This window comes from Faecalibacterium gallinarum (assembly GCF_022180365.1).
Lineage (GTDB): Bacteria > Bacillota > Clostridia > Oscillospirales > Ruminococcaceae > Faecalibacterium > Faecalibacterium gallinarum.
In genome coordinates, this window is sequence record NZ_BQKV01000026.1 from 81,618 (window position 1) to 105,677 (window position 24,060).

The following is a 24,060-nucleotide window of genomic DNA, read 5'->3' on the forward strand; positions in this document are numbered from 1 at the left end:
AAGCTATGAGCTTTGCTTCTGAGGCACGGGAGGAGATCGTCGCACGCAGCGTACAGAAAGTTTGCTGTGTGCGGGCGGCCTGTTACGGCGTGGCCTGTTTTGCAAAATATTTTGACGCCAAGGGGCTGGTATTCCAGACCGAACAGAAAAAGACGGCCTTTTATGCCCAGGAAATGTTTGCACGCTGCGGCGTTCAGGGCGGCATCCTGGAAAAACAGCGCCCCAGCGGGACCGTCTATGAGTTCGCCATCCGCGAGCCTGCTGAGGTGGCCCAGATGCACGCCCTGTTTGGCACCACTGGAGAGGAGACCAGTCTCCAGATCAATCCGGCGCTGCTGCGCTGCCGGGGCTGTGTTGGCGTGTACATTGGTTCGGCATTCCTGTGCAGCGGCACGGTCACCGACCCGCAAAAAGAATATAACCTGGAATTTCTGACCCCGCGCACCAACCTTGCGCGGGATTTTGAGGCGCTGCTGGCGGAACATGAGTTTGCTCCCCACCGCACCCGCCGCAAAAGCATCAATTTGATCTATGTCAAGGCCAGCGCCAATGTAGAGGCGCTGCTGTCTTTTATGGGGGCGGAAGAAGCCGCCAAAAAGATCGGGAGCGAAAAGGCGGTGAAATCGGTCCGAAACCAGGTCAACCGGTTCACCAACTGTGAGACCGCCAATCTGAGCAAGACCATTCGGGCCAACGCCCAGACTCTGCGGGCCATCCGATACCTGAAAGAACAAGGCGCATTGGAGGCTCTGCCCGAGCCTCTGCGGGAAGCCGCCGAAAAGCGGCTGGCCTACCCGGATCTCTCTCTGGGGGCGCTCTGCGGCCAGTTCGAGCCCGCACTGAGCAAATCCGGCCTTTCGCACCGGATGAAGAAATTGGAGGGGCTGGCACAGCAGATTCAGGCCCGGAACGAGAAGGGGGAAAGAAACGAAGCCAATGGACAACCAGTCTGAACGCAATTTTGTGCATCTGCATGTTCACACAGAATATAGCCTGTTGGATGGAGCCTGCCGGATCGACCGGATGATGGACCGGGTGAAGGAGTGCGGCCAGACGGCCATCGCCTGCACCGACCACGGCGTCATGTATGGCTGTGTGCAGTTCTACAAAGCCGCCAAGAAAGCGGGAATCAAGCCCATCATCGGCTGTGAGGTCTATGTGGCCACCCGCAGCCGTTTTGATAAAGTCAACCGGATCGACGGCAACAACCATTTGATCCTCCTGTGCAAGAACGAAACCGGCTACAAAAACCTGATTAAGATGGTTTCGGCCGCCTTCATTGAGGGGTTTTATTCCAAGCCCCGGGTGGACAAGCAGCTGCTGGAACAGCACCACGAGGGGTTAATCTGCCTCTCGGCCTGCCTGGCGGGGGAGATTCCCCAGGCGATTCTGGCGGGGGATTACGAGCGCGCCAAGGCAACTGCTCTCTGGTACAATGATCTGTTTGGCCAGGGCAACTATTATATCGAGCTCCAGGATCACGGCCTGGAAGAGGACGATATCGTTCTGCCCCAGCTGATCAAACTTTCCCGGGAGACGGGCATCCCCATGGCGGCCACCAACGACGCCCACTACCTGCGCCGGGATGACGCGAAAATGCAGAGCATCCTCCTTTGCATCCAGACTGGCAAAACCATCCAGGACGCGGATAAGATGGAGTTTCAGACCGAGGAATTCTATCTCAAGACCACCGATGAAATGTACGATCTGTTCTCGATGGCCCCCGAAGCCTGCGCCAACACCGCAAAAATCGCCGAGCAGTGCAACTTTGACTTTGATTTCGGTCACACCAAGATTCCTTATTATAAAGCGCCGGATGGGATGGACAACCAGCTCTATTTCGAAAAACTCTGCTGGGAGGGGCTGGAGCGCCGCTATGGACCCAATGTCCCTGAGGCCAACAAGGAACGGCTGAAATACGAGATCGGCGTCATTAAGTCGATGGGGTACACCAACTACTACCTGATCGTCTTTGACTACATCAATTATGCCAAGAGCCAGAATATTCCGGTGGGCCCGGGCCGTGGTTCGGGCGCGGGCAGTATCGCGGCCTATTGTGTGGGGATCACCGACATCGACCCCATCCGCTACAATCTGATCTTTGAGCGGTTCCTCAACCCGGAGCGGGTGAGCATGCCCGACTTCGACGTGGACTTCTGCTACGAGCGCCGCCAGGAGGTCATCGACTACGTCAACCGGAAATACGGCGCGGACCATGTGGCCCAGATCGTCACCTTCGGCACCATGGCGGCCCGGAACGCCATCCGGGATGTGGGCCGGGTGATGGGCATGTCCTATCAGAGCGTGGACGTGGTGGCCAAACTGGTGCCCATGGAGCTAAAAATGACCCTCAACCGGGCGCTGGAAGTCTCCTCGGAACTCAAGCGGATGTACGACAGCGACCCCCAGGTGAAAGAACTGGTGGACACTGCCCTTAAAGTGGAGGGGATGCCCCGCCATGCTTCCACCCATGCGGCAGGCGTAGTCATCACCCCTGAGCCCGCCGACTACTATCTGCCCCTGGCCACCAATGACGGCCTGCCCGTGACCCAGTTCAATATGACCGAGATCGAGGAGCTGGGCCTTTTAAAGATGGACTTTTTGGGTCTTCGGACCCTGACGGTGATCCGGGACGCTGAAAACGCGGTCCGTTTGCGGGAGCCGGGCTTTTCCATGGAAAAACTGGACTACGATGACGCCGCCACCTATGCCATGCTGGGAGAAGGGGAGACGGAAGGCGTTTTTCAGCTGGAATCTTCGGGGATGAAACAGGTCCTCATCGGCCTGCAGCCCAAGAACCTGGAAGATGTCATCGCCCTGATCAGCCTTTACCGCCCGGGGCCCATGGATTCCATCCCCACCTATCTGCGCAACCGGCACCAGCCGGACCAGATCCGGTACAAGACGCCCCAGCTGGCCCACATTCTGGACGTGACCAACGGCTGTATCGTCTACCAGGAACAGGTCATGCAGATTTTCCGGGAGCTGGCGGGCTTTTCCTTTGGCCAGGCCGACAACGTGCGCCGGGCCATGAGCAAGAAAAAGCACGCCGTCATGGAGGCCGAGCGGGAGCATTTTATCCATGGCTGCACCGAGCCCGGCCACGAGTGCCCCGGCTGTGTGGCCAACGGCATCCCTGAGGCGGTGGCCAACGAAATCTACGATGAAATGTCCAGTTTCGCCTCCTACGCCTTCAACAAGAGCCACGCAGCCTGCTATGCCTATGTGGCGTACCAGACCGCCTATCTCAAATGTCATTATCCTTCGGAGTTTATGGCGGCGCTGATGACCAGTGTTTTGGACAACACCGACAAGGTCATCGAGTATTCCAGCGAGTGCGCCCGGCTGGGGATTAAGGTTTTGCCCCCGAACATCAACATTTCCAACGGCGGTTTTACGGTGGACGACAAGGGCCAGATTCGGTTTGGCCTGAACGCCGTAAAAAATGTGGGCCGCAACCTGATCGAGAAGGTGGTGGCCGAGCGGCAGCAGGCCCCCTTTACGGGGCTGTACGACTTCTGCAAGCGGATGCACGGGTGCGAACTGAACCGCCGGGCGGTGGAAAGCCTGATCAAAGCCGGTGCTTTCGATTGCATGGAGTACAACCGCCGGAGCCTGATGGAGGCAGTGGAGGGCATCCTCAAGAGCATCGAGAGCGACGCCCGGTTTAATCTGGAAGGCCAGCTGGATCTGTTCTCCGCCATGGAGGGCGGGCCCCAGGCCAGCGAAGGGGATGGCTATGAAATCCGCCCCTATCCCGAATACGCCCACGTGGAACTGCTGCAAATGGAAAAAGAGGTCAGCGGCCTTTATCTGTCGGGGCACCCACTGGACGCTTATCGGGAACAATCTGCCAAGTTTGCCACCCATTCCATCAAGGCCCTGACCGGAGAGGACGCCCACCAGCTGGACGAAGCCCGTGTGCGAATTGTCTGCACCATCGTGAAAAACCGGATGATGACCACCAAATCCAACAGCATGATGTGTTTTACCAGCGTGGAAGACCTCACTGGCACGTTGGAGGTCATTGTCTTTCCCCGGGTGCTGGACAATTACCGGGACGCCCTGGTGGAAAACGCAGTAGTAGTCATCGAAGGCCGGCTGTCGGTGCGGGAGGACGAACCCGCCAAGCTGATGGCAGACGCCATTATCCCGGTGGACCGCTACCGCGGCCCGGGGCAGAGCCAGGCAGCCCCGGCCCAGCCCCAGGGTCAGCGGCTTTATATCCGGCTGCCCTCCCGCAGCTGCCGTGAGTACGACAAGGTCATCAATCTGCTGGAAATTTTCAGCGGCAACACCCCGGTCATCCTTTATCTAAACGATCAAAAACAGAAGCTGGCTGTGCCCCGCAGATTGTATGCGCTGGAGCATCCGCTGCTGTATCAGGAGCTGGAACACATCCTGGGCGCGGGCAATGTTGCAACAAAATAACATTTCTGTGAATGAATTGTAACGGGTGACCTGTTTCCAAATTAAAGGGAATGTGCTATAATACACCTATGACATGTGAGCATCATGGGTTGTTTCCGAGGCGCCGCCGGCCGGTTTGGGCGGGGGACATGGCAGGGTTTTTCCCGTTGGATGGCGCGGCTCCTCACAAAACCCAGAGTTTTCAAACAGGGAAATGATAGAGTTAATGGAGGGTTCTCTACTATGGAAAAGCAAATCAAGACCATCGGTGTGCTGACCAGCGGCGGCGACGCCCCCGGTATGAACGCGGCAGTTCGCGCTGTGGTGCGCGCCGGCCTGCATAAGGGTTTCCGGATGATCGGCATCCAGCGCGGCTACAGCGGCCTGCTGAACGGTGAGTGCTTTGAAATGAATCTGCGGAGCGTTTCCAACATCATTCAGGCCGGCGGTACCATTCTGTACACCGCCCGCTGCCTTGAGTTCAAGACCAAGGAAGGCCAGGACAAGGGCGCTGCCAAGTGCCGTGAGCTGGGCATCGACGCCCTGGTGGTCATCGGCGGCGACGGCTCCTACCGCGGCGCCCGGGCTCTGGCCCACCGCGGCATCCCCATGATCGGCCTGCCCGGCACCATCGACAACGACATCGGCTGCACCGAGTACACCATCGGTTATGATACGGCTATGAATACCGCCCTGGAGATGATCGACAAGCTGCGGGATACCACCCAGAGCCACGACCGCTGCAGCGTGGTCGAAGTTATGGGCCGCAACGCCGGCTACATCGCCCTGAACGTTGCCATCGCTTCGGGCGCCATGGCCGTTCTGCTGCCCGAGAAGCCCTTTGACATGCAGCGCGACATTCTGGACAAGATCGCCGAGACCCAGAAGACCGGCAAGAGCCACTTTATCATCATTGTTGCCGAGGGCGTGGGCCACGCACAGGAGATCGCCAACGAGATCCAGGCCCGCACCGGCATCGACTCCCGCGCAACCATCCTGGGCCATGTCCAGCGCGGCGGTTCTCCCACTCTGCGGGACCGTGTCAACGCTTCGGCCATGGGCTACCGTGCGGTCTGCCTGATCGAAGAGGGCAAGTTCAACCGCATTGTCGGTATGAAGGGTGAGCACCTGGTGGATTACCCGGTGGATGAGGCTCTGGAGATGACCAAGTCTCTGGATCCCGTCCTGATCGATGTCTGCAACACCATCTCGATCTAAGCGAACAAAAATCCATACCCTATCTGGCGGCAGCTGGTATCACCACCGGCTGCCGCCTTTTGTGTTTTACGCAGAGAGCCCCTCGCCTTAAGGGCGTTTTTATGGTATATAATAAGAGAAAACCTGCCCCTTCACGGCAGCAGAACAGGAGTGAATTCGTTTGGAACTGGAACAGGCCAAAAAACGCGCGGAGGAACTGCGCGCTGTCATTGAATATAACAACCGCCTTTACTACGACCAGGACGCGCCGGAGCTGGAAGACTACGAATACGACGCTTTGACCCAGGAACTGCGCAAACTGGAAGCCGAATTCCCCCAGCTGGTGACCGAGACTTCTCCCACCCAGCATGTGGGCGGCACCGCCAGCAGCCGGTTTGCCAAGGTGCGCCATGCCGTCAAGATGGAGAGCCTTCTGGATGCTTTCAGCTTTGACGAGCTGCGGGACTTTGACCGCCGGGTGCGGGAGGCGGGCCTCGAGCCGGAATATGTTGTAGAAATCAAGATCGACGGTCTTTCCTGTAGCCTGGAATATGAAAACGGCGTGCTGGTGCGGGCCTCCACCCGAGGGGACGGCGTGGTGGGCGAGGACGTGACCGCCAATGTGTCCGCCATCCGCAGCATCCCCAAAAAACTGAAAAACGCCCCCGAATATCTGGAAGTCCGGGGCGAGGTTTACATGCCCCATGAAGCCTTCCGAAAATTATGCGCCGAGCAAGAATTGCAGGGGGCGACCCCTTTCAAAAATCCCCGCAACGCGGCAGCAGGGTCTCTGCGCCAGAAGGATCCCAAGGTAACCGGCAGCCGCGGGTTGGCGATCTTTGTCTTTAATGTCCAGCAGGCCAGGGGAGTGGAGTTCCATTCCCACGCCGAAAGCCTGGATTATCTGAAAGGTCTGGGCCTGCCGGTTTCGCCCCGGTATCACATCGTCCACGACATCGAGACGGCCATTTCGGAGATCGAGCAGATCGGCGCCTCCCGGGCCAGCCTGGATTTTGATATGGACGGCGCGGTCATTAAAGTAAACGACTTTGCCCAGCGGGAACAGCTGGGTTCCACCAACAAATTCCCCCGCTGGGCCATCGCCTATAAATACCCGCCGGAGGTCAAGGAGACCCGTCTGCTGGGGATCGAGGTGGCTGTGGGCCGGACTGGTGTGCTGACCCCCACCGCATCCTTTGAACCGGTCTTTTTGGCGGGCACCACCGTTTCCCGTGCCACCCTTCATAACGAGGATTTTATCCGCCAGCTGGGGCTCTGCCTGGGGGATACCATTCAGGTGCGGAAAGCCGGGGACATCATCCCGGAGGTCATCGCGGTGACCGCCCACGCCGAGGATGCCCGGCCCTACCAGATGCCCGCCGTCTGCCCCTCCTGCGGTGCGCCGGTGGTTCACTTGCAGGACGAGGCGGCTCTCCGCTGTGTCAACCCGGAGTGCCCCGCCCAGGCGCTGCGAAACATCATCCACTTTGCCTCCCGGGACGCCATGGACATCGACGGCCTGGGCACCGCGGTCGCCACCCAGCTGGTGGAAAAAGGGCTGGTTCACTCGGCAGCCGATCTCTATGAGCTGACCCGGGAACAGCTTTTGACCCTGGATAAATTCAAGGACAAGAGCGCCGACAATCTTTTGGCCGCCATTGAACGGTCCAAACAGAACAATCTGGACAAACTGCTCTTTGGGTTTGGCATCCGGAACATCGGCGACAAGGCCGCGGCCCTGCTGGCCGAGCATTTTGAGACCATGGAAGCCATCCGGGAGGCAACCATTGAGCAGATCAGCGAGATCGACGGCTTTGGCGGAGTGATGGCCCAGAGCGTGGTGGAGTTCTTCGCCAAAGAGGGCACCTCGGATCTGGTCCACCGGCTGGCTGACCTGGGGGTCAATATGCGCTGGAAAGGGGAGCCCAAGACCGACAAACTGGCCGGCAAAACCATCGTGGTCACCGGCACCCTCGAGAGCCTTTCCCGCAGCGAGGCAGAGGCTTTGATCGTGAAAAACGGCGGCAAAGCCAGCGGCTCGGTCTCCAAGAAAACCAGCTTTGTTGTGGCTGGCGAAGCCGCCGGTTCCAAGCTGACCAAGGCCCAGTCTCTGGGGGTGCCGGTCCTCTCGGAAGCAGAGTTTTTGGCAATTATTGGAAGCTGATCCAAGGCCGGAAACTCGCTCAAAACCAGGGAATGACGAAAAAACAAACGATATATCAAAACGGCTCCGACTATAATTGCCAAAAATTGCCATTTTTTACTGTTGAAGTAATTGGTAAAATATGGTAAAATCCATTGTGTTAAGGGAACAGCACACATTGGAGGAAAGAACCATGGACAAAATAAGATTTTTGATGTCTGATACCGGAGCTGAAATCACTGCCCAGTGCCGCGAGGCATTGGAGCAGAAGGGCGTTGAAGTAACTGTCGTTGAAAAAGATGGAATGAAAGTGTTGCAGAAAATGCTCTCGATTCGCCCGCAAGTTGTGTTGCTGGACGCCTTTATGCCGGGGCTGGATGCCCTGGCCGTCAAGCAGCGGTACAACGCAGCGGGGGAGCGCCGGACTTCTTTCTTTGTGACGGGTGCGTTCCAGAGCGAGGAAATGGTGCAGGAACTGCTGGATGAAGGGTTCGCTTATTATTTTGTAAAACCCTTTGACGAGAGCGTTCTGGTCAGCCGGGTTCTCAAAGCGGCTGCCGGGCACGAGCGGCGGGTGCTGCACACCAGCGTGGACAGCGACGAGCTGACGGTCACCGAGATTCTGCACCAGATCGGTGTACCGGCCCACATCAAAGGCTACCAGTTTTTGCGGGACGCCATCCTGTTGACGATGGATTGCCCGGACTACATCAACGCCGTCACCAAACGGCTGTACCCGGCCATCGCCAAAAAGAACGGCACTACCGCCAGCCGGGTGGAGCGGGCCATCCGCCACGCCATCGAGGTGGCCTGGGACCGGGGCGATGTGGATACTCTGAACAGTTATTTTGGCTACACCATCCACAATCTGCGGGGCAAACCCACCAACAGCGAGTTTATCGCCATGATTGCGGACAAGATGCGGCTGGACAAAAAGCAGCGGGTCGGCTGATGTGAGAGAGACCTCTCCCAAACCAGAAATTACGGTTTGGGAGAGGAATTTTTTATTTTATCCACTTGCATTTTTTCAAAAGAGTGATATAATATTACAGCAATCGTTTCCAAGGCCGCTCGACGGGGTAGCCGAAATTGAAGGTTGTGATGGGCGCATACATTTCAATATGGCCCCAAACTGTCAGAACCAGAAATGAGGTGAAAAGAATGAAACAGGGTATCCATCCGAACTACGTTGACTGCACCATCACCTGCGCGTGCGGCAATGTGATCAAGACTCGTTCCACCAAGCCTGAGATCCACGTCGAAGTTTGCTCCAAGTGCCATCCTTTCTACACTGGCAAGCAGAAGCTGGTTGACACTGGCGGACGTGTTGAGCGCTTCAACAAGCGTTTTGGCCGCAAGTAATTTGGCTCAAAGTAGAGTGCTGTTTCCTGATTTTGTCGGGGAACGGCACTTTTTGTTTTTTCTGCGGGGGGAAGATTCCAAATTTAACACCCCTTTGCCTTAATTTGAACACATTTTCCGCCTAAAATGTCTGCATGGAAAACCGTTTTTTGTGCGTTGAGGCGGCACCAGCTGACCGCCCAAACAGGATAAGGAGCGTTTTGCAGTGATTGAAGTATCGCATCTGACCAAAGAATATGGCGGCCGCCCCGCCGTCCGGGATCTGTCCTTCGTGGTGGAGGACGGCCAGATCTACGGTCTTTTGGGGCCCAACGGCGCCGGCAAATCCACCATCATGAACATCCTGACCGGGTATCTCTCGGCCAGCAGCGGCCTGGTGACCATCGCGGGCCATCCGCTGCCGGAGGAGGCCGACCAGGCAAAGGCGTGCATCGGCTATCTGCCCGAGCAGCCGCCTCTCTATCTGGATATGACGGTACAGGAATATCTGACCTTTGCCGCCGAGCTGAAAGGGGTCAAGCGGTCCGCCCGAAAGGACCAGGTGCTCCACGCCGCCCGGCGGACCGGCCTGGAGGAAGTGCTGCCCCGGCTGATCCGCAACCTCTCCAAGGGCTACCGCCAGCGGGTGGGCATCGCCCAGGCTCTGCTGGGCAAACCCCAGATTATTATTTTGGATGAGCCCACCGTTGGCCTGGACCCTGCCCAGGTGATCGAGATCCGAAAATTGATCCAGGAACTGGGGCGGACCCATACGGTCATCCTTTCCAGCCATATCCTCAGCGAGGTGCAGGCGGTCTGCGACCAGGTTCTGATCCTTTCCAAGGGCCAGCTGGTGGCCATCGGTGCGCCCGAACAGCTGAGCGAAACCCTGAGCTCTCACAGCGTAGTGCACGCCACCGCACTGGGCACCCGGGACCAGGTGCTGGCCGCCGTCCAATCCCTGCCCGGAGTGGAAAAGGTAGAAGTTACTCCTTCTTTTAAGGAAGACGAAGTCAATCTTACCGCCCGGAGCGCTACGGGCGAGGATATCCGGGCAGACATCTCCCGGGCACTGACGGCGGCGGGCTGTATTGTGCTGTCTTTGACCGCCGAAACCAAGAGCCTGGAGGATGTTTTCCTGGAGCTGACCGGAGCCGGTTCGGACCAAGCGAACACCGATGAGCCGGAGGACGCCCCCGACGAGGACGAAACCCAAAGCACCCAGGACGCCCCGGAAGAGAAAGAGGCCGGGGATGACGCCGGCGAGGAGGAGTAAGGACCATGCTTGCAATTTTTAAGCGGGAATTCCGCGGTTTTTTCCACGGCATGATGGGCTATCTGCTGACCGCTTTTCTGGCGGCGTCTTCGGGCCTGTATTTCCTGGCGCTGAACCTGGGGTATGGGCTGACGGACTTCAGCTATTACACCCTCTACCGCACCATCTTCATGCTGCTGCTCTATGTGCCGGTGCTGACCATGCGCAGCCTGGCCGAAGAGCGGCGCAGCCGCACCGATCAGCTTCTGCTGACCAGCCCGGTCTCGGTGTGGGGGATTGTACTGGGCAAATTCTTCTCCATGTGCGCCGTGTTTAGCCTGGCCTGCCTGCTGGATCTGGTGATGATCCTGGTCCTGTGGGCTCTGGGCGCCACCGCCACCACTCTGGCCGCCAACCTGGCCGGCCTGCTGTGTTATTTCCTTTTAGGCTGCGCGGCCATCGCCATGGGAGAGTACATCTCCGGCCTGACCGAAAACCAGATCATTGCTGCGGTGTCCAGCTTCTCGGTGCTTCTGCTGGCCTATCTGATGCCCAGCCTGCGCAGTATGTTTAATGCCGGCAGCGCCGCCGCGCTGGCCGTCTTTACCGGCATTGCGGCCGCCGCCGCCCTGATCGCCGGGCTCCGTACCCGGAGCCTGACCCTGGGCTGCGGGGTGTTTACGCTGCTCTGTATGGGGCTGGCCGCCCTCTTTGTGATCCAGAGCACCTGGCTCACCGAAGCGTTCAGCGCGGTGCTGGAGGCGCTGTGTCTCTTCACCCCCTTCGAGGATTTTGTCAACGGCAGCTTTTCCATTCCGGCGCTGGTGTACTACCTCAGCGCGACGGGGCTGTTCCTCTTTTTCTGCGGGATGAGCCTTGAAAAACGCCGCTGGAACTGACCGAAAAGGAGAAACACCATGAAGAAAACACAGAATACCCCCGCACTGGACGGCGGGCGGATTTTTCGGAACGGGCTGCTCTCCACAGCGATCCTCGCGGCAGTGGTGGTGCTGGCGGTGCTGGTGAACCTGGTCGTCCGGATGATCCCCACCCGGTACACCGAGTTTGACCTCTCGGAGGCCGGACTCTACACCCTGAGCGAGCAATCTGGCGCACTGACCCAGAGCCTCGAACAGGACATCACCATCTATTACCTCTGCGAAACCGGCAGCGAGGATGCCATCATCACCCGGCTGCTGGACCGGTATGCCTCCGAGAGCAGCCATCTGACCTGGGAGCAGAAAGACCCGGCGGTTTACCCCACCTTTGCCGCACAGTACGGCGCCCAGAATGTCTCCTCGGGCAGCCTGATCCTGGACGCAGGGGAGGACAGCGTTGTGCTGGACGCCGCCGATCTCTATGAATACGACTACTCCGATTACTATTACTCGGGCACTTACAGCGTGAAGTTTGCGGGGGAGGACAGGATCACCTCGGCCCTCTATCGGCTGACCAGCGGGGAGGCAAGCGCCGCCTACTACACCACCAACCACGGCGAGCTGGCCCTGACCCAGAGCCTGCTGGATGCTCTGGACGCCCAGAACATCGAAGCGCAGGAGCTGAATCTGCTGAGCAGCGAAATCCCCGATGACTGTGCGCTCCTGATCATCAACTGCCCGGCCAACGATTTTACCGCGGAGGAAGGGCTGGTCAACGAGGTTGCCGCCCTGACCGAGTATCTGGAAAACGGCGGCAAACTGATGGTAATGACCGACGCCTATTACAGCACCCCCAACCTGGACAGCGTCCTGGCCCAGTTCGGCCTCTCCCGGGTGGAGGGTCTGGTGGTGGAAGGCGACCCCAATTACAGCCTCTACGGCTACAACTACTACCTGCTGCCGGACTACGCTTATACCGAAGAAAGCACCGCCCTGGACGGCCTGGATACCAGCCGCTATGTTCTGCTTCAGATGGCTCAGGGCATTACCATGACCCAGATGGATGGTATTTTCTCCGAGGCTCTGCTGACCACTTCGGACTCTGCATACAGCAAAACGGCAGGGTACAATATGACCACCGTGGAAAAAGAGGAAGGGGATCTGGACGGCCCCTTTGCCCTGGCAGCTTACGCTCAGAACGACACCACCGGCGCAGAAGTGATCTGGATCGGCTGCGCCAACATGGACAACGAAAATGTCTATCTCAGCGTACCGGGCAACTGTGATTTCCTGTTGGGCTGCGCAGCCTCTCTCACCGGCCAGTCCAGCTCGATCCTCATTGAATCCAAAGCGCTGGAAGCCGACCAGCTGACCATCCCGGGCGGAGTGGCTTCCATCCTGGGGCTGGTATTTGTGATTCTGATCCCGGCGGTGCTTCTGATTGTGGGAGCGGTGGTCTCCATCCGCCGGCGCAGAAGATAAAAGGAGGGAGCCGCATTGAAGGCAAAACAGAAAACCCTGGGGATCTTGCTGGTGCTGATCCTCCTGGCCGGGGCGGCGCTGGCCTTTGTGGTCAATGCAAACACCCAGGCGGAACAGGCGGCCAGTGCCGCCGAGGAGGGGACCATCCCGCTGTCGAGCTTCGCGGTGGAAGATCTGACCCAGATCCAATACACCTATCAGGAGGAAACGCTCCTCCTGAATTATGACGGAGAGAACTGGACTCTGGCGGATGACCCGGACTACCACCTCAACCAGACCCTCTGCAACAGCATGGCCGCAGCCCTCTGCGATTTCAACGCCAAGCGCCGGCTGACCGCAGAGGAAGGGGAGAGCTACGGCACGGAATCGCCCCTGCTCACCGTCCAGGTGACGGCAGCCGGTCAGACCAACCGATTCACCTTTGGCGACACAAACCCGGTCACCGGAGACATCTACCTGCAAAAAGAAGGGGACACGGCCATCTATACCGCCTCTTCCTCCAAGGCGGAGTGCTTTGAATACACCAAAGAGGCGCTCTTTGAATCCTTTAACCCCACGGGCCTGAGTTCCAGTGAGCTGGAACAGGTGGAGTACACCGTCTCGGAGGGAGATCAGAGCTACACCGTCTGCTTGCAGGCAGTCTCCCAGCCGGTGGAGGAAGACGCAGCGGACAGCACCGAATCGGCGGAGAGCGAGGCGGTGGAGTACACCACCGTCTGGCGGCTGACTTCGGAGCCCGATGCTGTACTAGACGAAACCGTTCTGGACCAGATTTTTTCCTCTTTGACGAGTTACGTCTCGGGTCAGATCACCGGCGCAGCCCTGGCGGATTATGGGCTGGATGCTCCGGCGGTAACAGTCCGGGCCACCACCTTTGATACGGTGGTCAACCTGCGGTATTCCATCGCGGAGGATGGCTGTTACCTGTGGGTGGAAGGGGACGACTCCATCTATCGGGTGGATCTGACCACCGTCCAGAATCTCTGCCGCACCCCGGCGGAGCTGACCAGCACAGAGAACACCGAAACTGCAAGCGAATCGTAAGACAAATTCCTCCCGGAACAGCTGGTGAAAAAGCTGCTCCGGGATTTTTTTGACCCTGGGCGGCAGAATATAAAACGGATACAGAAAAATAAAACAGAAAATTTTGACAAAACGCAATTTTTCAAAAAAGACCGGTGAGAGGGGATACAGAAGGAATTGACTTTTACCCGGGGATTGTTTAAGATAAAAATTAAAGGACTTTTTGTCGAACTGCCGGATGGGGCGTCGGCACGCTCTGGGCCAGAGCGCTTGCTGCCCCAAGCCGGCTGAACATATGGGGAGGTATAAAAAAGATAATGGATAATTCGGTGATTGTATCCCTGCGGGATATTGTTGTGGAATTTGACGGCCAGCGAATTCTGGACGGGCTGAATCTGGACATTCACGACAAGGAGTTTGTAACCCTGCTGGGCTCCTCCGGCTGCGGCAAAACCACCACCCTGCGCCTGATTGCCGGCTTTCTGGAGCCCAATTCGGGCACCGTCAATTTGCGGGGCAAGAACATCACCGGGGTGCCGCCCTATCGGCGTCCGGTAAACACCGTGTTTCAGAAGTACGCGCTTTTCCCGCATCTGAATGTCTTTGAAAACGTCGCCTTCGGCCTGCGGCTGAAAAAGCTGGACGAGGCCGTCATCCGCACCAAGGTTCGGGATATGCTGGAGGTTGTGGGCCTGAAAGGCTTCGAGCGCCGGAGCATCAGCCAGATGTCGGGCGGCCAGCAGCAGCGCGTGGCCATCGCCCGCAGCCTGGTCAACGAGCCCGAGATCCTGCTTTTGGACGAGCCCCTGGGCGCACTGGACCTCAAGCTGCGCAAGGAAATGCAGCTGGAACTGAAACGGTTGCAGCGGGAGATGAACATCACCTTTATCTATGTTACCCACGATCAGGAAGAAGCCCTGACCATGTCGGACACGGTGGTTGTCATGAACGGCGGCCGCATCCAGCAGGTGGGTACTCCCCAGGAGATTTACAACGAGCCCAAGAACGCCTTTGTAGCGGACTTTATCGGTGACTCGAACATCATCGACGGCGTTATGCACCGGGATTTCCTGGTCTCCTTTGCGGGGACACAGTTCCCCTGTGTGGACCGCGGGTTCAAGCCCGAGCAGAGCGTCCAGGTGGTGGTCCGCCCCGAGGACATCGAGATTGTCACCCCGCTGGAGGGCCAGCTCACCGGCGTGGTCAACGACGTGATTTTCAAGGGTGTCCATTACGAGATGCATGTGGACTGCGACGGCCGGGAGTGGCTGATCCACTCCACCCGCGCCTGCACGCCCGGGGAGACCATCGGTATGCGGATCGGCCCCAACGAGATCCACATTATGGCGCGTGAGGGGTGATGCCGGATGAAAATTTATGACAAGAAACTGGCCTATCCTTATTTTGTCTGGATGGCCCTCTTTACCGTGATTCCGCTCCTGATCGTGGTGTACTACGCCCTGACCGACGGAGAGGGGAATTTCACTCTGGATAACCTTTTGGCCATCAGCGGTTATGGCTCGGTCTTTGCCCGGAGCCTGCTGCTGGCTTTGATCGCCACTGTGATTTGTTTGATCCTGGCGTTTCCGGTGGGATATTTTCTCTCCCGGCTGCGGGTCAACAAGCAGCACATCATGCTGATGCTGGTGATGCTGCCCATGTGGATGAACTTTCTGCTCCGCACCTACGCCTGGATGGGCCTGCTCAGTGTCAACGGCCCGGTGAATGCGGTTCTGGGCTTTTTCAATCTCGGACCCTTTAACATGCTGAACACCTCCGGCGCAGTGGTTCTGGGCATGGTGTACAACTATCTCCCCTATATGATCCTGCCCCTTTACACCAGCATGACCAAGATTGACCCCAGCCTGGTGGAGGCGGCCCAGGATCTGGGCGCCAACACCACCAAGACCCTGTTCCGGGTGCTGATCCCCATGAGTGTGCCCGGCATCTGCACCGGCATTACTATGGTGTTTGTCCCGGCGGTGTCCACCTTTGTCATCAGCCGTATGCTGGGCGGCGGCTCAAACCTCTTGATCGGCGACCTGATCGAGATGCAGTTTTTGGGCAACAGCTACAACCTGAACACCGGTTCGGCCATGAGCCTGGTGCTGATGATCATTGTTCTGGTCTGCATGAGCTTCACTTCGAGCTTTGATGAAAACGAAATGGAGGGGGTGTCCTGATGAAAACCAAACATCTCCGTCTGATGCAGCGGGCGTATGTGGTGCTCTTTTTCGCCTTTATGTATCTGCCCATCGCCTATATGATCGTCTTCAGCTTCAACCAGAGCAAGGGGTATTCTCTCTTCACCGGTTTCACCCTGAAATGGTATGCCAGCCTGTTCTCCAACGCATCCATTCTTCGGGCCCTCTGGGTTTCGCTGGAAGTCGCCCTGATCTCGGCGGTCATCGCCACCGTTCTGGGCACAGCCGCTGCCCTGGGCATCGCCTCCATGGGCCGCAAGTCTCAGTTGATTGTCACCAACATCACCTATATCCCGGTGGTTAACCCCGAGATTATTACCGGTATCTCCCTGATGCTGCTTTTTGTGGCCTACCAGAAATTTGCGGTGGGGGCCTCCTGGCTGCCGGATACCATCATGGGCTTGCCCACCCTGCTCATCGCCCACATTGCCTTCAATGTGCCCTATGTGATCTTCAACGTCAGCCCCAAACTCCGCCAGATGGACATCCATCTCTATGAGGCGGCGCTGGATCTGGGCTGTGACCCCCGGCAGGCTTTCTTCAAAGTGATTCTGCCCGAGATCAGCCCGGCGATTCTCTCGGCGTTCCTGATCTGCCTGACCTACTCCATCGACGACTTTATGATCTCTTACTTCAACTGCGGCACGGTGGAGACGCTGCCCATTGCCATCTATTCCATGACCCGCAAAAAGGTCAGCCCGGAGATCTACGCTCTGTCCACCATTATGTTTATGGTGATCCTGAGCATCATCCTGGTGTCCAACGCCATGGAGAGCCGCCGCTACCGCCTCAACCAGAAGGCGACGCGTGAAGACGCATGATAAGGGGAGGGAAGACAGATGAAACGCATCTATGCATTCTTGCTGGCGCTGGCTCTGGGGCTGGCGCTCCCGCTGGCGGCTTCGGCCCAGGGGACCCTCGAAGTCACCGAGGAGATCAGCGTCTCGGCCGACTATGACTGGACCCGCTTCGCCGGGCAGGGAGTCACCCTGAATGTCTACAACTGGGGCGAATACATCTCCAACGGCTCGGACGACAGTGTGGATGTGGTGGCCGCTTTTGAAAAACTCACCGGCATCGAGGTCAATTACACCACCTTCGATTCCAACGAATCCATGTACGCCAAGCTCAAGTCCGGCGCGGCCAGCTACGACATTGTCATCCCCTCGGATTACATGGTGGCCAAGATGATCGCCGAGGATATGCTGCTGCCCCTGAACTACGACAACATCCCCAATTTCCAGCAGATCAACGAGGAGTACCACAACCCGGATTACGACCCCGACAACGCCTATACGGTGCCTTATATGCTCTGCACCACCGGCATCATCTACAACACCACCATGGTGGAGCAGGCGCCCACCTGCTGGGCCGATCTGTGGGATGAACAGTATGCAGGCAACATCCTGATGTTCAACAACAGCCGCGACGCCTACGCCATCGGCGCATTTAAGATGGGGAAGAGCATCAACCCCGCTACCACCGCGGAGGTGGATGAGGTGGTGGAGGAGCTCAAAGCCCAGAAGCCCCTGGTTCAGGCTTATGTGATGGACGAGATTTTCGACAAGATGATCGGCGGCGAAGCGGCCATCGGCGTTTATTATTCCGGCGACGCCATCACCATGATCGACGACAACCCGGACCTGGCCTGGGTCTTCCCGGAAGAGGGGAGTGTTTTGTCGGTGGACTGCATGTGCATCCCCGCCACCAGCACCCAGCAGGAAGCCGCCGAGATGTTCATCAACTTCATGTGTGAGGTGGATGTGGGCGCGGCCAACGCCGAATACATCGGCTACACCACCCCCATGGACGCGGTTTGGGAGGTGCTGGACGAGGAGCTCAAGTACAGCGAGATCGCCTATCCCTCGGAGGAAATCGCCGCCAAAGAGCAGGTGTTCACCGCCCTGAGCGACGAGGTCAACAGCGAACTGGATATGAAGTGGAGCGAGATGAAGAGCTACAACGAAGGGGGCAGCGGCTATCTGTTCCTGCTGCTCTTGCTGGCAATGCTGGCCCTGGCCTGCTTCAATATCTGGCGCAAGGTCCGCCGGAAAAACCGGAACATGTACTAAATCCACGCGGGCAGGCTGTGCAGCAACGGCGCGGCCTGCTTTTTCTATTACAATTCGGGAGGTTTTAAAACCATGGAAGACTGGGTTAAATATACTGAAGCTGTCACGGTACAGGAGAGCGACGTAGACTACCGCGGATTAATGAAGCCATCGGCCCTGCTGCGGTATGCCGAGCACATGGCCACCAGACATTCCCACTCCAAAGGCATGGGGGATGATTTTTTCCGCGCCAATCATCTGGCATACCTTTTGGGCAAACAGGCGCTGCAATTCCAGCGGGTGCCCCAAAAAGGGGAGAAACTCCTTCTGACCACTCTGCCGGAACGCAGCCGGCGGGGGACCAACAAACGGATTTTACAGGTGGAGGACACTGCCGGAACTGTGATCGCTCAGGTAGACGCCCGCTGGATTCTGGTGGACACCGAGACCGGGCGGATTCTCCGCCGCCCGCCGGAACAACTGGACAACCTCTGGAACCCTGAGATTCCCTATGAGCTGCCTCAGACCATTCACAAGGCGGAAACACTGACCAGCGCGGGGATCTGGCCGGCCAGCTACTCCCGGTGCGATATCAACGGCCACATCAACAACGCCTGTTATCTGGACATCGCCTGTGACGCGCTGCCTCTGGAAGTGATCCAGCAGGGGCCGATCCGCTCTGCGGCGGTGAAATACCACCGGGAAGTGCCTCTGGGGCAGGAGATGGAGGTCTTCTGGGGGAAAACCGAGACGGGCTGGTATGTGATGGGCCGGAGAGAGGGCCAGGCGTCCTTTGAGCTGGAATACCAATGGTAAGCCATCCCGGGTGGTTACAAAAGAATTTCGATTAAATTACAAAAGAATTACAAAAACCTCTTGCAATTCTCTCCAAAAAGAGTTACAATATGGTTACAGCAAGGGACAAAACCTTGGAACTGTAAAAATCTTTTTCTTCTTGTTCAGAGATATTGAGCGCAGGCCATTCCTCCTCCGGCTGCTCTCCTTCTCAGCTGTTCGGTCTGCGCTGCACAGGCAATATCTCAAATGTGTGTGCAAAAAAACCCGTCGATTCCGACGGGTTTTTTTGTTTGTGGGGATTGCCCGAAACAGCGGCTTGACTTCGTCACTTTCCTGTGCTAAAGTGGAGGGGAACTTATAGGGCAATCTACGGAGGGAGGACCCATCTTAATATGGCAGAAAAAAAACCCAGACGAAACGAACTGACCGACGCACTCTTCGACGCGATCCTGAGCCTGGAAACCCGGGAGGAGTGTTACAACTTTTTCGAGGACCTGTGTACGGTGAAAGAGCTCTCGGACATGGCCCAGCGGCTGGCCGCCGCCAAGATGCTGCTGGACGGCTGCACCTATGAGCAGATTGTAAAATCCGCCGAGATCAGCACCGCCACCATCAGCCGGATCAACCGCTGCATCCAGTACGGGCCGGGCGGATACCGCCAAACCATTGAAAAAAGCCGCGAACAGACCAAAAAATAAGCGTTCAGGGCGCACATCTGCAGCAGATGGTGCATACATTGGCGTAAACCCATATCCAGAAAGGAAGGTTTTACGCTATGACAGTATCGAATACAAACGCCATGAATTCCATGAACAACGCCTGCGCCTCCTGCCCGGGCTTTGTCTCCAAGTCGATGGATGAGGTCATCCTCAACCTGCTGGAGAGCATCGCCATGCAGGAGAACGCCTTGAGCCACATCCTCTGCGCAGAGAGCCAGAAGATGCAGACCGCTATGGAGATGGACGGCCTGGATCTGTGCAAGCTGCTGGAGATCAACGACTCCGCCACCAATATGGTCCACGCCGTCGCCAATCTGGAGCTGGCCCTCAAGGATAAGCTGGAGTTTGTGACCAACAACTTCTGCTATTCTTCCTGCGATGACGACGACGACAACGACGACTGCTGACAAAACTTAATCTGCACCTGCCCGCCCCGCCCGGGGCGGGCTTTTTTGCGCCAAAGCTCTGTGAAATACAGCGAGAATGTGGTATACTGTTATTTGATTTACGAAAAGGAATGGGTAGACTGAATGGCAACAGACTTGAGAACAGAATTTTGTACCCTCCGGGATACATACATCGAGCAGCAGTTCGGCCGTCTGAACGAGATGCAGCGGCGGGCGGTCTTTACCACCGAGGGCCCCCTCCTGATCCTGGCGGGGGCGGGCAGCGGCAAAACCACCGTGCTGGTCAACCGGATCGCCAACCTGATCCGGTTCGGCAGTGCCCACGGCAGCCGGGAGACCCCCCGGGAGGTGACGGCCGAGGACGTCCGCGCGCTGCGGGCGGCGGTGGATAACAAAACCCAGGCCCCCGCCTGGCTGGAGGGGATGCTCAGCCGCAGCCCGGTCCGCAGCTGGAACATCATGGCCATCACCTTCACCAACAAAGCCGCCGGGGAGCTTCGCAGCCGCCTGTGCGGGATGCTGGGGGAGGAGGCAGGGCAGGAGGTGTTTGCCTCCACCTTCCACTCGGCCTGCGTGCGGTTTTTGCGCCGGTATGCCGAGGAACTGGGCTGGCCCCGGAGTTTTACCATCTACGACACCGACGACGCCCAGCGGGTGATGAAGAACGTCTACAAAGAGCTGAATGTAGACGACAAGTTTCTCCCCGTCAAGTCGGCGCTGAATCAGCTCGGCCGCTGGAAGGACCAGCTGGTCAGCCCCGCCGAAGCAGCCCAGGCCAACGCCGGCAGCACCAAGGGTGCGCTGGCCGCCCGAATCTACGCCCAATACGAAAAGAAGCTGAAAGATGCGGGCGCCTTTGATTTCGACGATCTGATTTACCAGACCGTGATTCTTTTGCGGGAGCACCCCGAGGTGCGCCAGTATTACCAGGAGCGTTACCGCTATCTGCTGGTGGACGAGTATCAGGATACCAGCGTGGCACAGTTCCAGCTGGTGAGCCTGCTGACCGGGCCGGAGCAGAACATCTGCGTGGTGGGCGACGACGACCAGAGCATCTACCGGTTCCGGGGCGCCACCATTGAGAACATCCTCAACTTTGAGAAATATTACCCCCGCGCCCGGACCATCCGGCTGGAGCAGAACTACCGCTCCACCTCCAATATCCTCAACGCGGCCAACTGTGTGATCTGCCACAACACCGAGCGAAAGGGCAAGGAGCTCTGGACCAACAACGGCGAGGGAGAAAAGGTTCATGTCTATCGGGCTGAGAACGAGTCCGACGAGGCCATGCACATTGCAGACGTCATCGGCCAGCACCTGCGGGCCGGGGGGCATCTGTCCGACCACGCGATCCTTTACCGGATGAACGCCCAGTCGGCCCCCATCGAAAACTACTTCACCCGGGCGGGCATCCCCCACAAGATTGTGGGCGGGCAGCGGTTTAACGACCGCAAAGAGGTTAAGGACATCCACTCCTATATGTCCATTGTGGCCAACCCCCAGGACGACGTCCGACTGCGTCGGATCATCAATGAACCCGCCCGCAAGATCGGCGCCACCACCATCGAGACCATCGCCGAGCTGGCCGCCCAGGAGGGGGTCAGCATGCTGCACATCATCAGCCGGGCCGATCAGTATGCCCGGCTGTCCCGGGCCGTGATGCCGCTGCTCAGCTTCTACCAGATGTACCAGAAGCTCTGCGACGCGCTGGAAACCAGCCCCCTGGATCTCTTCGCCAGCCAGCTGATCGAGCTGACCGGCTATAAGCGGATGCTGGAACAGCAGGCCGCCCAGGGCCACGAGGACGCCGAGGACCGGCTGCAGAACCTGGGTCAGCTGGTGAATAACGTCAAAAACTACTGCGACCAGAAGGGGGTGGACGCCACCCTGGAGGGCTATCTCGAGGAAATCGCCCTGATCAGCGACATCGACAGCTACAACGAGGACAGCGACCAGGTGGTGCTGATGACCATTCACTCCGCCAAGGGCCTGGAGTTTCCCTATGTCTTTTTGGTGGGCATGGAGGAAGGCGTTTTCCCCAGCGAGATGAGCAAGTACTCCGAGGCCGATTTGGAGGAGGAGCGCCGCCTGGCCTATGTGGGCATTACCCGGGCCAAAAAGGAACTGTATCTCTCCAACAGCGTCAGCCGGATGCTCTACGGCCAGACCCGCCGCAACGAGCCCAGCCGGTTCTTGCGGGAGATTGAGCCCGAGTATCTGGAAGAGAGCTGCAGCCCCGCCCTGGAGCGTGCCAGCCGGATGGGCGGCTGGCGGCAGGATTACTCCGACACCGTCCCGGGCGGCGCATCGGGCTATTCCGGTCCGTCGGGCTGGGGCCGGACAGCGGCTTCCGGCGGCTTTGGCGCCGGTTACAGCCGCGCCGCCTACCTGAACCGGGAGTACAACGCCGGCGAGCAGCGCCCCGCCAGCCGGGGCTTTGGCGCCGGGTATGCCGCCCGGGGAACCGGAACCCCCGGCGCCTCTCGTCCGGCCCCCGCTGCCCCCGCCAAACCCACCCCGGGCAGCAAACGCTACGCTCCCGGGGACATTGTGATGCACAAGGTCTTTGGCCGGGGCAAGGTGCTGCGGGTGACCCCCGCCGCCGGGGATTTTATCGTGGAAATCAATTTTGAAAAGGTCGGCGTCAAAAAGACAATGGCAAACTTCGCCCCGCTGACCAAAGTATCTTCGGAGGAGTGAAGGAAGTATGATGACGGTTCGACTGATTGCGCACACACCGGAACCTGAAAAAGTGGTGGCTGCGGCGGCCAAGCTCTGCTACTCGGACGCCCACATCGAGGACCTTCTGGATGGTCTGGACGCCGAAAAGGCCGCCCGCTTCCTGGAGATGCTCAGCGATCTGGGCCACGCCAGCCCCCTGGAACATGCCAGCTTTACCTTCGGCATTGAGGGGGTCAGCCGGACGCTGCTGGCCCAGATCACCCGGCACCGGATCGCTTCTTTCAGCGTCCAGAGCCAGCGGTACGTCCGGCTGGACGATTTCCGCTATGTGGTTCCCCCTGAAATCGAGGCCATCCCCGAGGCAAAGGCGGCTTTTCTCGACAGCATGAAAGAGGATGCCGCCCGCTACCTCGATCTTGTCGCCAAGCTGGAAGAGGCCCACACCGCCCGCCTGATGGAAGAAGGGCTGCCCGAAAAGCAGGCCCGGGCCAAGGCCTCCAAACAGGCCAACGAGGACGCCCGCTTTGTGCTGCCCAACGCCTGCGAGACAAAGATGGTGGTCACCATGAACGCCCGCAGCCTGCTGAACTTTTTCCGGCTGCGCTGTTGCGAGCGGGCCCAGTGGGAGATCCGGGCCCTGGCCGACGAAATGCTGCGGCTGGTCTATCCGGTTGTGCCCCATCTCTTCCGCACCGCCGGCCCCGGCTGCCTGGAAGGCCCCTGCCCGGAGGGCAAGATGTGCTGCGGCAGGACCGCTCAGGTGCGGGAGAAATACGCCCAGCTGAAAGCACAGGAGGCGGCCCGATGAGCCAGGGGAAACTGATCGTCATTGAGGGGCTGGACGGCAGCGGCAAGGCCACCCAGGCAAAGCTCCTGGCCCAGGCTCTGACGGAGGCCGGGCAAAAGGTGCGGGAGATTACCTTCCCGAATTATGAGAGCGACTCCTCGGCCCTGGTGCGGATGTACCTGGCCGGACAGTTCGGCGAGAAACCCGACGATGTGAACGCCTATGCGGCTTCCAGCTTTTTCGCGGTGGACCGCTACGCCAGCTATAAGACCAACTGGGGCAGCTTTTACGAAGCGGGGGGCATTGTCATCGCGGACCGGTATACCACCTCCAATGCGGTGCACCAGTGCTCGAAGCTCCCGCCGGAAGAGTGGGATACGTTCCTCGACTGGCTGTTCGACTACGAGTTCCGGCTGCTGGGGCTGCCCGCGCCGGACCGGGTGTTCTATCTCCGGGTGGACCCGGCGGTCAGCCAGCAGCTGATGACCGGCCGCTACCACGGCGACGAGAGCAAAAAGGATATTCACGAAAAAGATCTGGCTTATCTGGCCCACAGCCGCTGCGCGGCAGAATACTGCGCCCAGAGATACCGCTGGGAGGCGATCAACTGCACCCATGGGGGGCAGATGCGCTCCATCGAGGACATTCAGAGCGAGATCGTCCAGCGGCTCGGCGCACTGTAA

General features: G+C 58.5%; 20 protein-coding genes. All 20 read left to right on the forward strand.

Features of this window, described 5'->3' with window-relative positions; genetic code table 11:
• Positions 1-5: 5 nt before the first annotated feature.
• The 20 genes from whiA (at position 6) to JCM17207_RS03835 (ending at position 24,060) form a co-directional block, all read left to right on the forward strand.
• Positions 6-953 carry a DNA-binding protein WhiA gene (gene whiA, locus JCM17207_RS03740; protein ID WP_238316322.1) on the forward strand — a complete coding sequence of 316 codons (948 nt, stop codon included), beginning with the start codon at positions 6-8 and terminating at the stop codon, positions 951-953.
• Positions 937-4,431: a DNA polymerase III subunit alpha gene (locus JCM17207_RS03745; RefSeq protein ID WP_238316323.1), complete on the forward strand. Its 3,495-nt coding sequence runs from the start codon at positions 937-939 to the stop codon at positions 4,429-4,431. The genes whiA and JCM17207_RS03745 overlap by 17 nt, the downstream gene beginning before the upstream one ends.
• 222 nt (positions 4,432-4,653) lie before the next feature.
• Positions 4,654-5,628: a 6-phosphofructokinase gene (pfkA, locus tag JCM17207_RS03750; protein ID WP_238316324.1), complete on the forward strand. Its 975-nt coding sequence runs from the start codon at positions 4,654-4,656 to the stop codon at positions 5,626-5,628.
• Positions 5,629-5,788: 160 nt separating this feature from the next.
• Positions 5,789-7,771 (forward strand): NAD-dependent DNA ligase LigA, encoded by a 1,983-nt coding sequence (gene ligA, locus JCM17207_RS03755; protein ID WP_238316325.1) that lies wholly within the window; start codon positions 5,789-5,791, stop codon positions 7,769-7,771.
• 172 nt (positions 7,772-7,943) lie between these two features.
• The gene (spo0A, locus tag JCM17207_RS03760) at positions 7,944-8,702 is read left to right on the forward strand and encodes a sporulation transcription factor Spo0A (RefSeq protein WP_238316326.1); all 759 of its coding nucleotides are present in this window, start codon (positions 7,944-7,946) and stop codon (positions 8,700-8,702) included.
• A gap of 209 nt (positions 8,703-8,911) precedes the next feature.
• A complete protein-coding gene (gene rpmE, locus JCM17207_RS03765; protein ID WP_005926533.1) occupies positions 8,912-9,112 on the forward strand; it encodes a 50S ribosomal protein L31 in 201 nt (66 codons plus the stop codon).
• 205 nt (positions 9,113-9,317) lie between these two features.
• Entirely contained in the window at positions 9,318-10,367 is a 1,050-nt protein-coding gene (locus JCM17207_RS03770) for an ABC transporter ATP-binding protein (RefSeq protein WP_238316327.1), read from the forward strand.
• A gap of 5 nt (positions 10,368-10,372) precedes the next feature.
• On the forward strand, positions 10,373-11,245 hold the full coding sequence (locus tag JCM17207_RS03775; protein WP_238316328.1) for an ABC transporter permease: 873 nt from the start codon (positions 10,373-10,375) through the stop codon (positions 11,243-11,245).
• 18 nt (positions 11,246-11,263) lie between these two features.
• A complete protein-coding gene (locus JCM17207_RS03780) occupies positions 11,264-12,706 on the forward strand; it encodes a DUF7088 domain-containing protein (RefSeq protein ID WP_238316329.1) in 1,443 nt (480 codons plus the stop codon).
• A 15-nt stretch (positions 12,707-12,721) separates the two neighbouring features.
• Positions 12,722-13,750 (forward strand): DUF4340 domain-containing protein, encoded by a 1,029-nt coding sequence (locus JCM17207_RS03785; protein WP_238316330.1) that lies wholly within the window; start codon positions 12,722-12,724, stop codon positions 13,748-13,750.
• A 296-nt stretch (positions 13,751-14,046) separates the two neighbouring features.
• Positions 14,047-15,090 (forward strand): spermidine/putrescine ABC transporter ATP-binding protein, encoded by a 1,044-nt coding sequence (potA, locus tag JCM17207_RS03790; protein WP_238316331.1) that lies wholly within the window; start codon positions 14,047-14,049, stop codon positions 15,088-15,090.
• 6 nt (positions 15,091-15,096) lie between these two features.
• Positions 15,097-15,912, forward strand: coding sequence for an ABC transporter permease (locus JCM17207_RS03795; protein ID WP_238316332.1), 816 nt, complete (start codon positions 15,097-15,099; stop codon positions 15,910-15,912).
• Complete coding sequence (locus tag JCM17207_RS03800; RefSeq protein WP_238316333.1) at positions 15,912-16,754, forward strand: ABC transporter permease; 843 nt, start codon at positions 15,912-15,914, stop codon at positions 16,752-16,754. Before JCM17207_RS03795 ends, JCM17207_RS03800 begins: the two co-directional genes overlap by 1 nt.
• A gap of 18 nt (positions 16,755-16,772) precedes the next feature.
• Positions 16,773-18,005: an ABC transporter substrate-binding protein gene (locus JCM17207_RS03805; protein ID WP_238316334.1), complete on the forward strand. Its 1,233-nt coding sequence runs from the start codon at positions 16,773-16,775 to the stop codon at positions 18,003-18,005.
• A 72-nt stretch (positions 18,006-18,077) separates the two neighbouring features.
• Positions 18,078-18,800: an acyl-[acyl-carrier-protein] thioesterase gene (locus tag JCM17207_RS03810; RefSeq protein WP_238316335.1), complete on the forward strand. Its 723-nt coding sequence runs from the start codon at positions 18,078-18,080 to the stop codon at positions 18,798-18,800.
• 374 nt (positions 18,801-19,174) lie between these two features.
• A complete protein-coding gene (locus tag JCM17207_RS03815; protein ID WP_238316336.1) occupies positions 19,175-19,480 on the forward strand; it encodes a YerC/YecD family TrpR-related protein in 306 nt (101 codons plus the stop codon).
• A gap of 77 nt (positions 19,481-19,557) precedes the next feature.
• Entirely contained in the window at positions 19,558-19,908 is a 351-nt protein-coding gene (locus JCM17207_RS03820; protein WP_238316337.1) for an alpha-helical endospore appendage domain-containing protein, read from the forward strand.
• A 123-nt stretch (positions 19,909-20,031) separates the two neighbouring features.
• Positions 20,032-22,608: an ATP-dependent helicase gene (locus JCM17207_RS03825; protein WP_373871915.1), complete on the forward strand. Its 2,577-nt coding sequence runs from the start codon at positions 20,032-20,034 to the stop codon at positions 22,606-22,608.
• A gap of 7 nt (positions 22,609-22,615) precedes the next feature.
• Positions 22,616-23,398, forward strand: coding sequence for an FAD-dependent thymidylate synthase (thyX, locus tag JCM17207_RS03830; RefSeq protein ID WP_238316339.1), 783 nt, complete (start codon positions 22,616-22,618; stop codon positions 23,396-23,398).
• A complete protein-coding gene (locus JCM17207_RS03835) occupies positions 23,395-24,060 on the forward strand; it encodes a dTMP kinase (protein ID WP_238316340.1) in 666 nt (221 codons plus the stop codon). Before thyX ends, JCM17207_RS03835 begins: the two co-directional genes overlap by 4 nt.

Excerpts from the sequence above, each read along its gene's own strand:
- JCM17207_RS03745 (WP_238316323.1), top strand. The coding sequence starts at position 937 with ATGGACAACCAGTCTGAACGCAATTTTGTGCATCTGCATGTTCACACA.
- JCM17207_RS03800 (WP_238316333.1), top strand. The coding sequence starts at position 15,912 with ATGAAAACCAAACATCTCCGTCTGATGCAGCGGGCGTATGTGGTGCTC.
- whiA (WP_238316322.1), top strand. The coding sequence starts at position 6 with ATGAGCTTTGCTTCTGAGGCACGGGAGGAGATCGTCGCACGCAGCGTA.
- JCM17207_RS03775 (WP_238316328.1), top strand. The coding sequence starts at position 10,373 with ATGCTTGCAATTTTTAAGCGGGAATTCCGCGGTTTTTTCCACGGCATG.
- JCM17207_RS03805 (WP_238316334.1), top strand. The coding sequence starts at position 16,773 with ATGAAACGCATCTATGCATTCTTGCTGGCGCTGGCTCTGGGGCTGGCG.
- rpmE (WP_005926533.1), top strand. The coding sequence starts at position 8,912 with ATGAAACAGGGTATCCATCCGAACTACGTTGACTGCACCATCACCTGC.
- spo0A (WP_238316326.1), top strand. The coding sequence starts at position 7,944 with ATGGACAAAATAAGATTTTTGATGTCTGATACCGGAGCTGAAATCACT.
- pfkA (WP_238316324.1), top strand. The coding sequence starts at position 4,654 with ATGGAAAAGCAAATCAAGACCATCGGTGTGCTGACCAGCGGCGGCGAC.
- thyX (WP_238316339.1), top strand. The coding sequence starts at position 22,616 with ATGATGACGGTTCGACTGATTGCGCACACACCGGAACCTGAAAAAGTG.
- JCM17207_RS03825 (WP_373871915.1), top strand. The coding sequence starts at position 20,032 with ATGGCAACAGACTTGAGAACAGAATTTTGTACCCTCCGGGATACATAC.
- potA (WP_238316331.1), top strand. The coding sequence starts at position 14,047 with ATGGATAATTCGGTGATTGTATCCCTGCGGGATATTGTTGTGGAATTT.
- JCM17207_RS03815 (WP_238316336.1), top strand. The coding sequence starts at position 19,175 with ATGGCAGAAAAAAAACCCAGACGAAACGAACTGACCGACGCACTCTTC.
- JCM17207_RS03795 (WP_238316332.1), top strand. The coding sequence starts at position 15,097 with ATGAAAATTTATGACAAGAAACTGGCCTATCCTTATTTTGTCTGGATG.
- JCM17207_RS03820 (WP_238316337.1), top strand. The coding sequence starts at position 19,558 with ATGACAGTATCGAATACAAACGCCATGAATTCCATGAACAACGCCTGC.
- JCM17207_RS03835 (WP_238316340.1), top strand. The coding sequence starts at position 23,395 with ATGAGCCAGGGGAAACTGATCGTCATTGAGGGGCTGGACGGCAGCGGC.
- JCM17207_RS03810 (WP_238316335.1), top strand. The coding sequence starts at position 18,078 with ATGGAAGACTGGGTTAAATATACTGAAGCTGTCACGGTACAGGAGAGC.
- JCM17207_RS03780 (WP_238316329.1), top strand. The coding sequence starts at position 11,264 with ATGAAGAAAACACAGAATACCCCCGCACTGGACGGCGGGCGGATTTTT.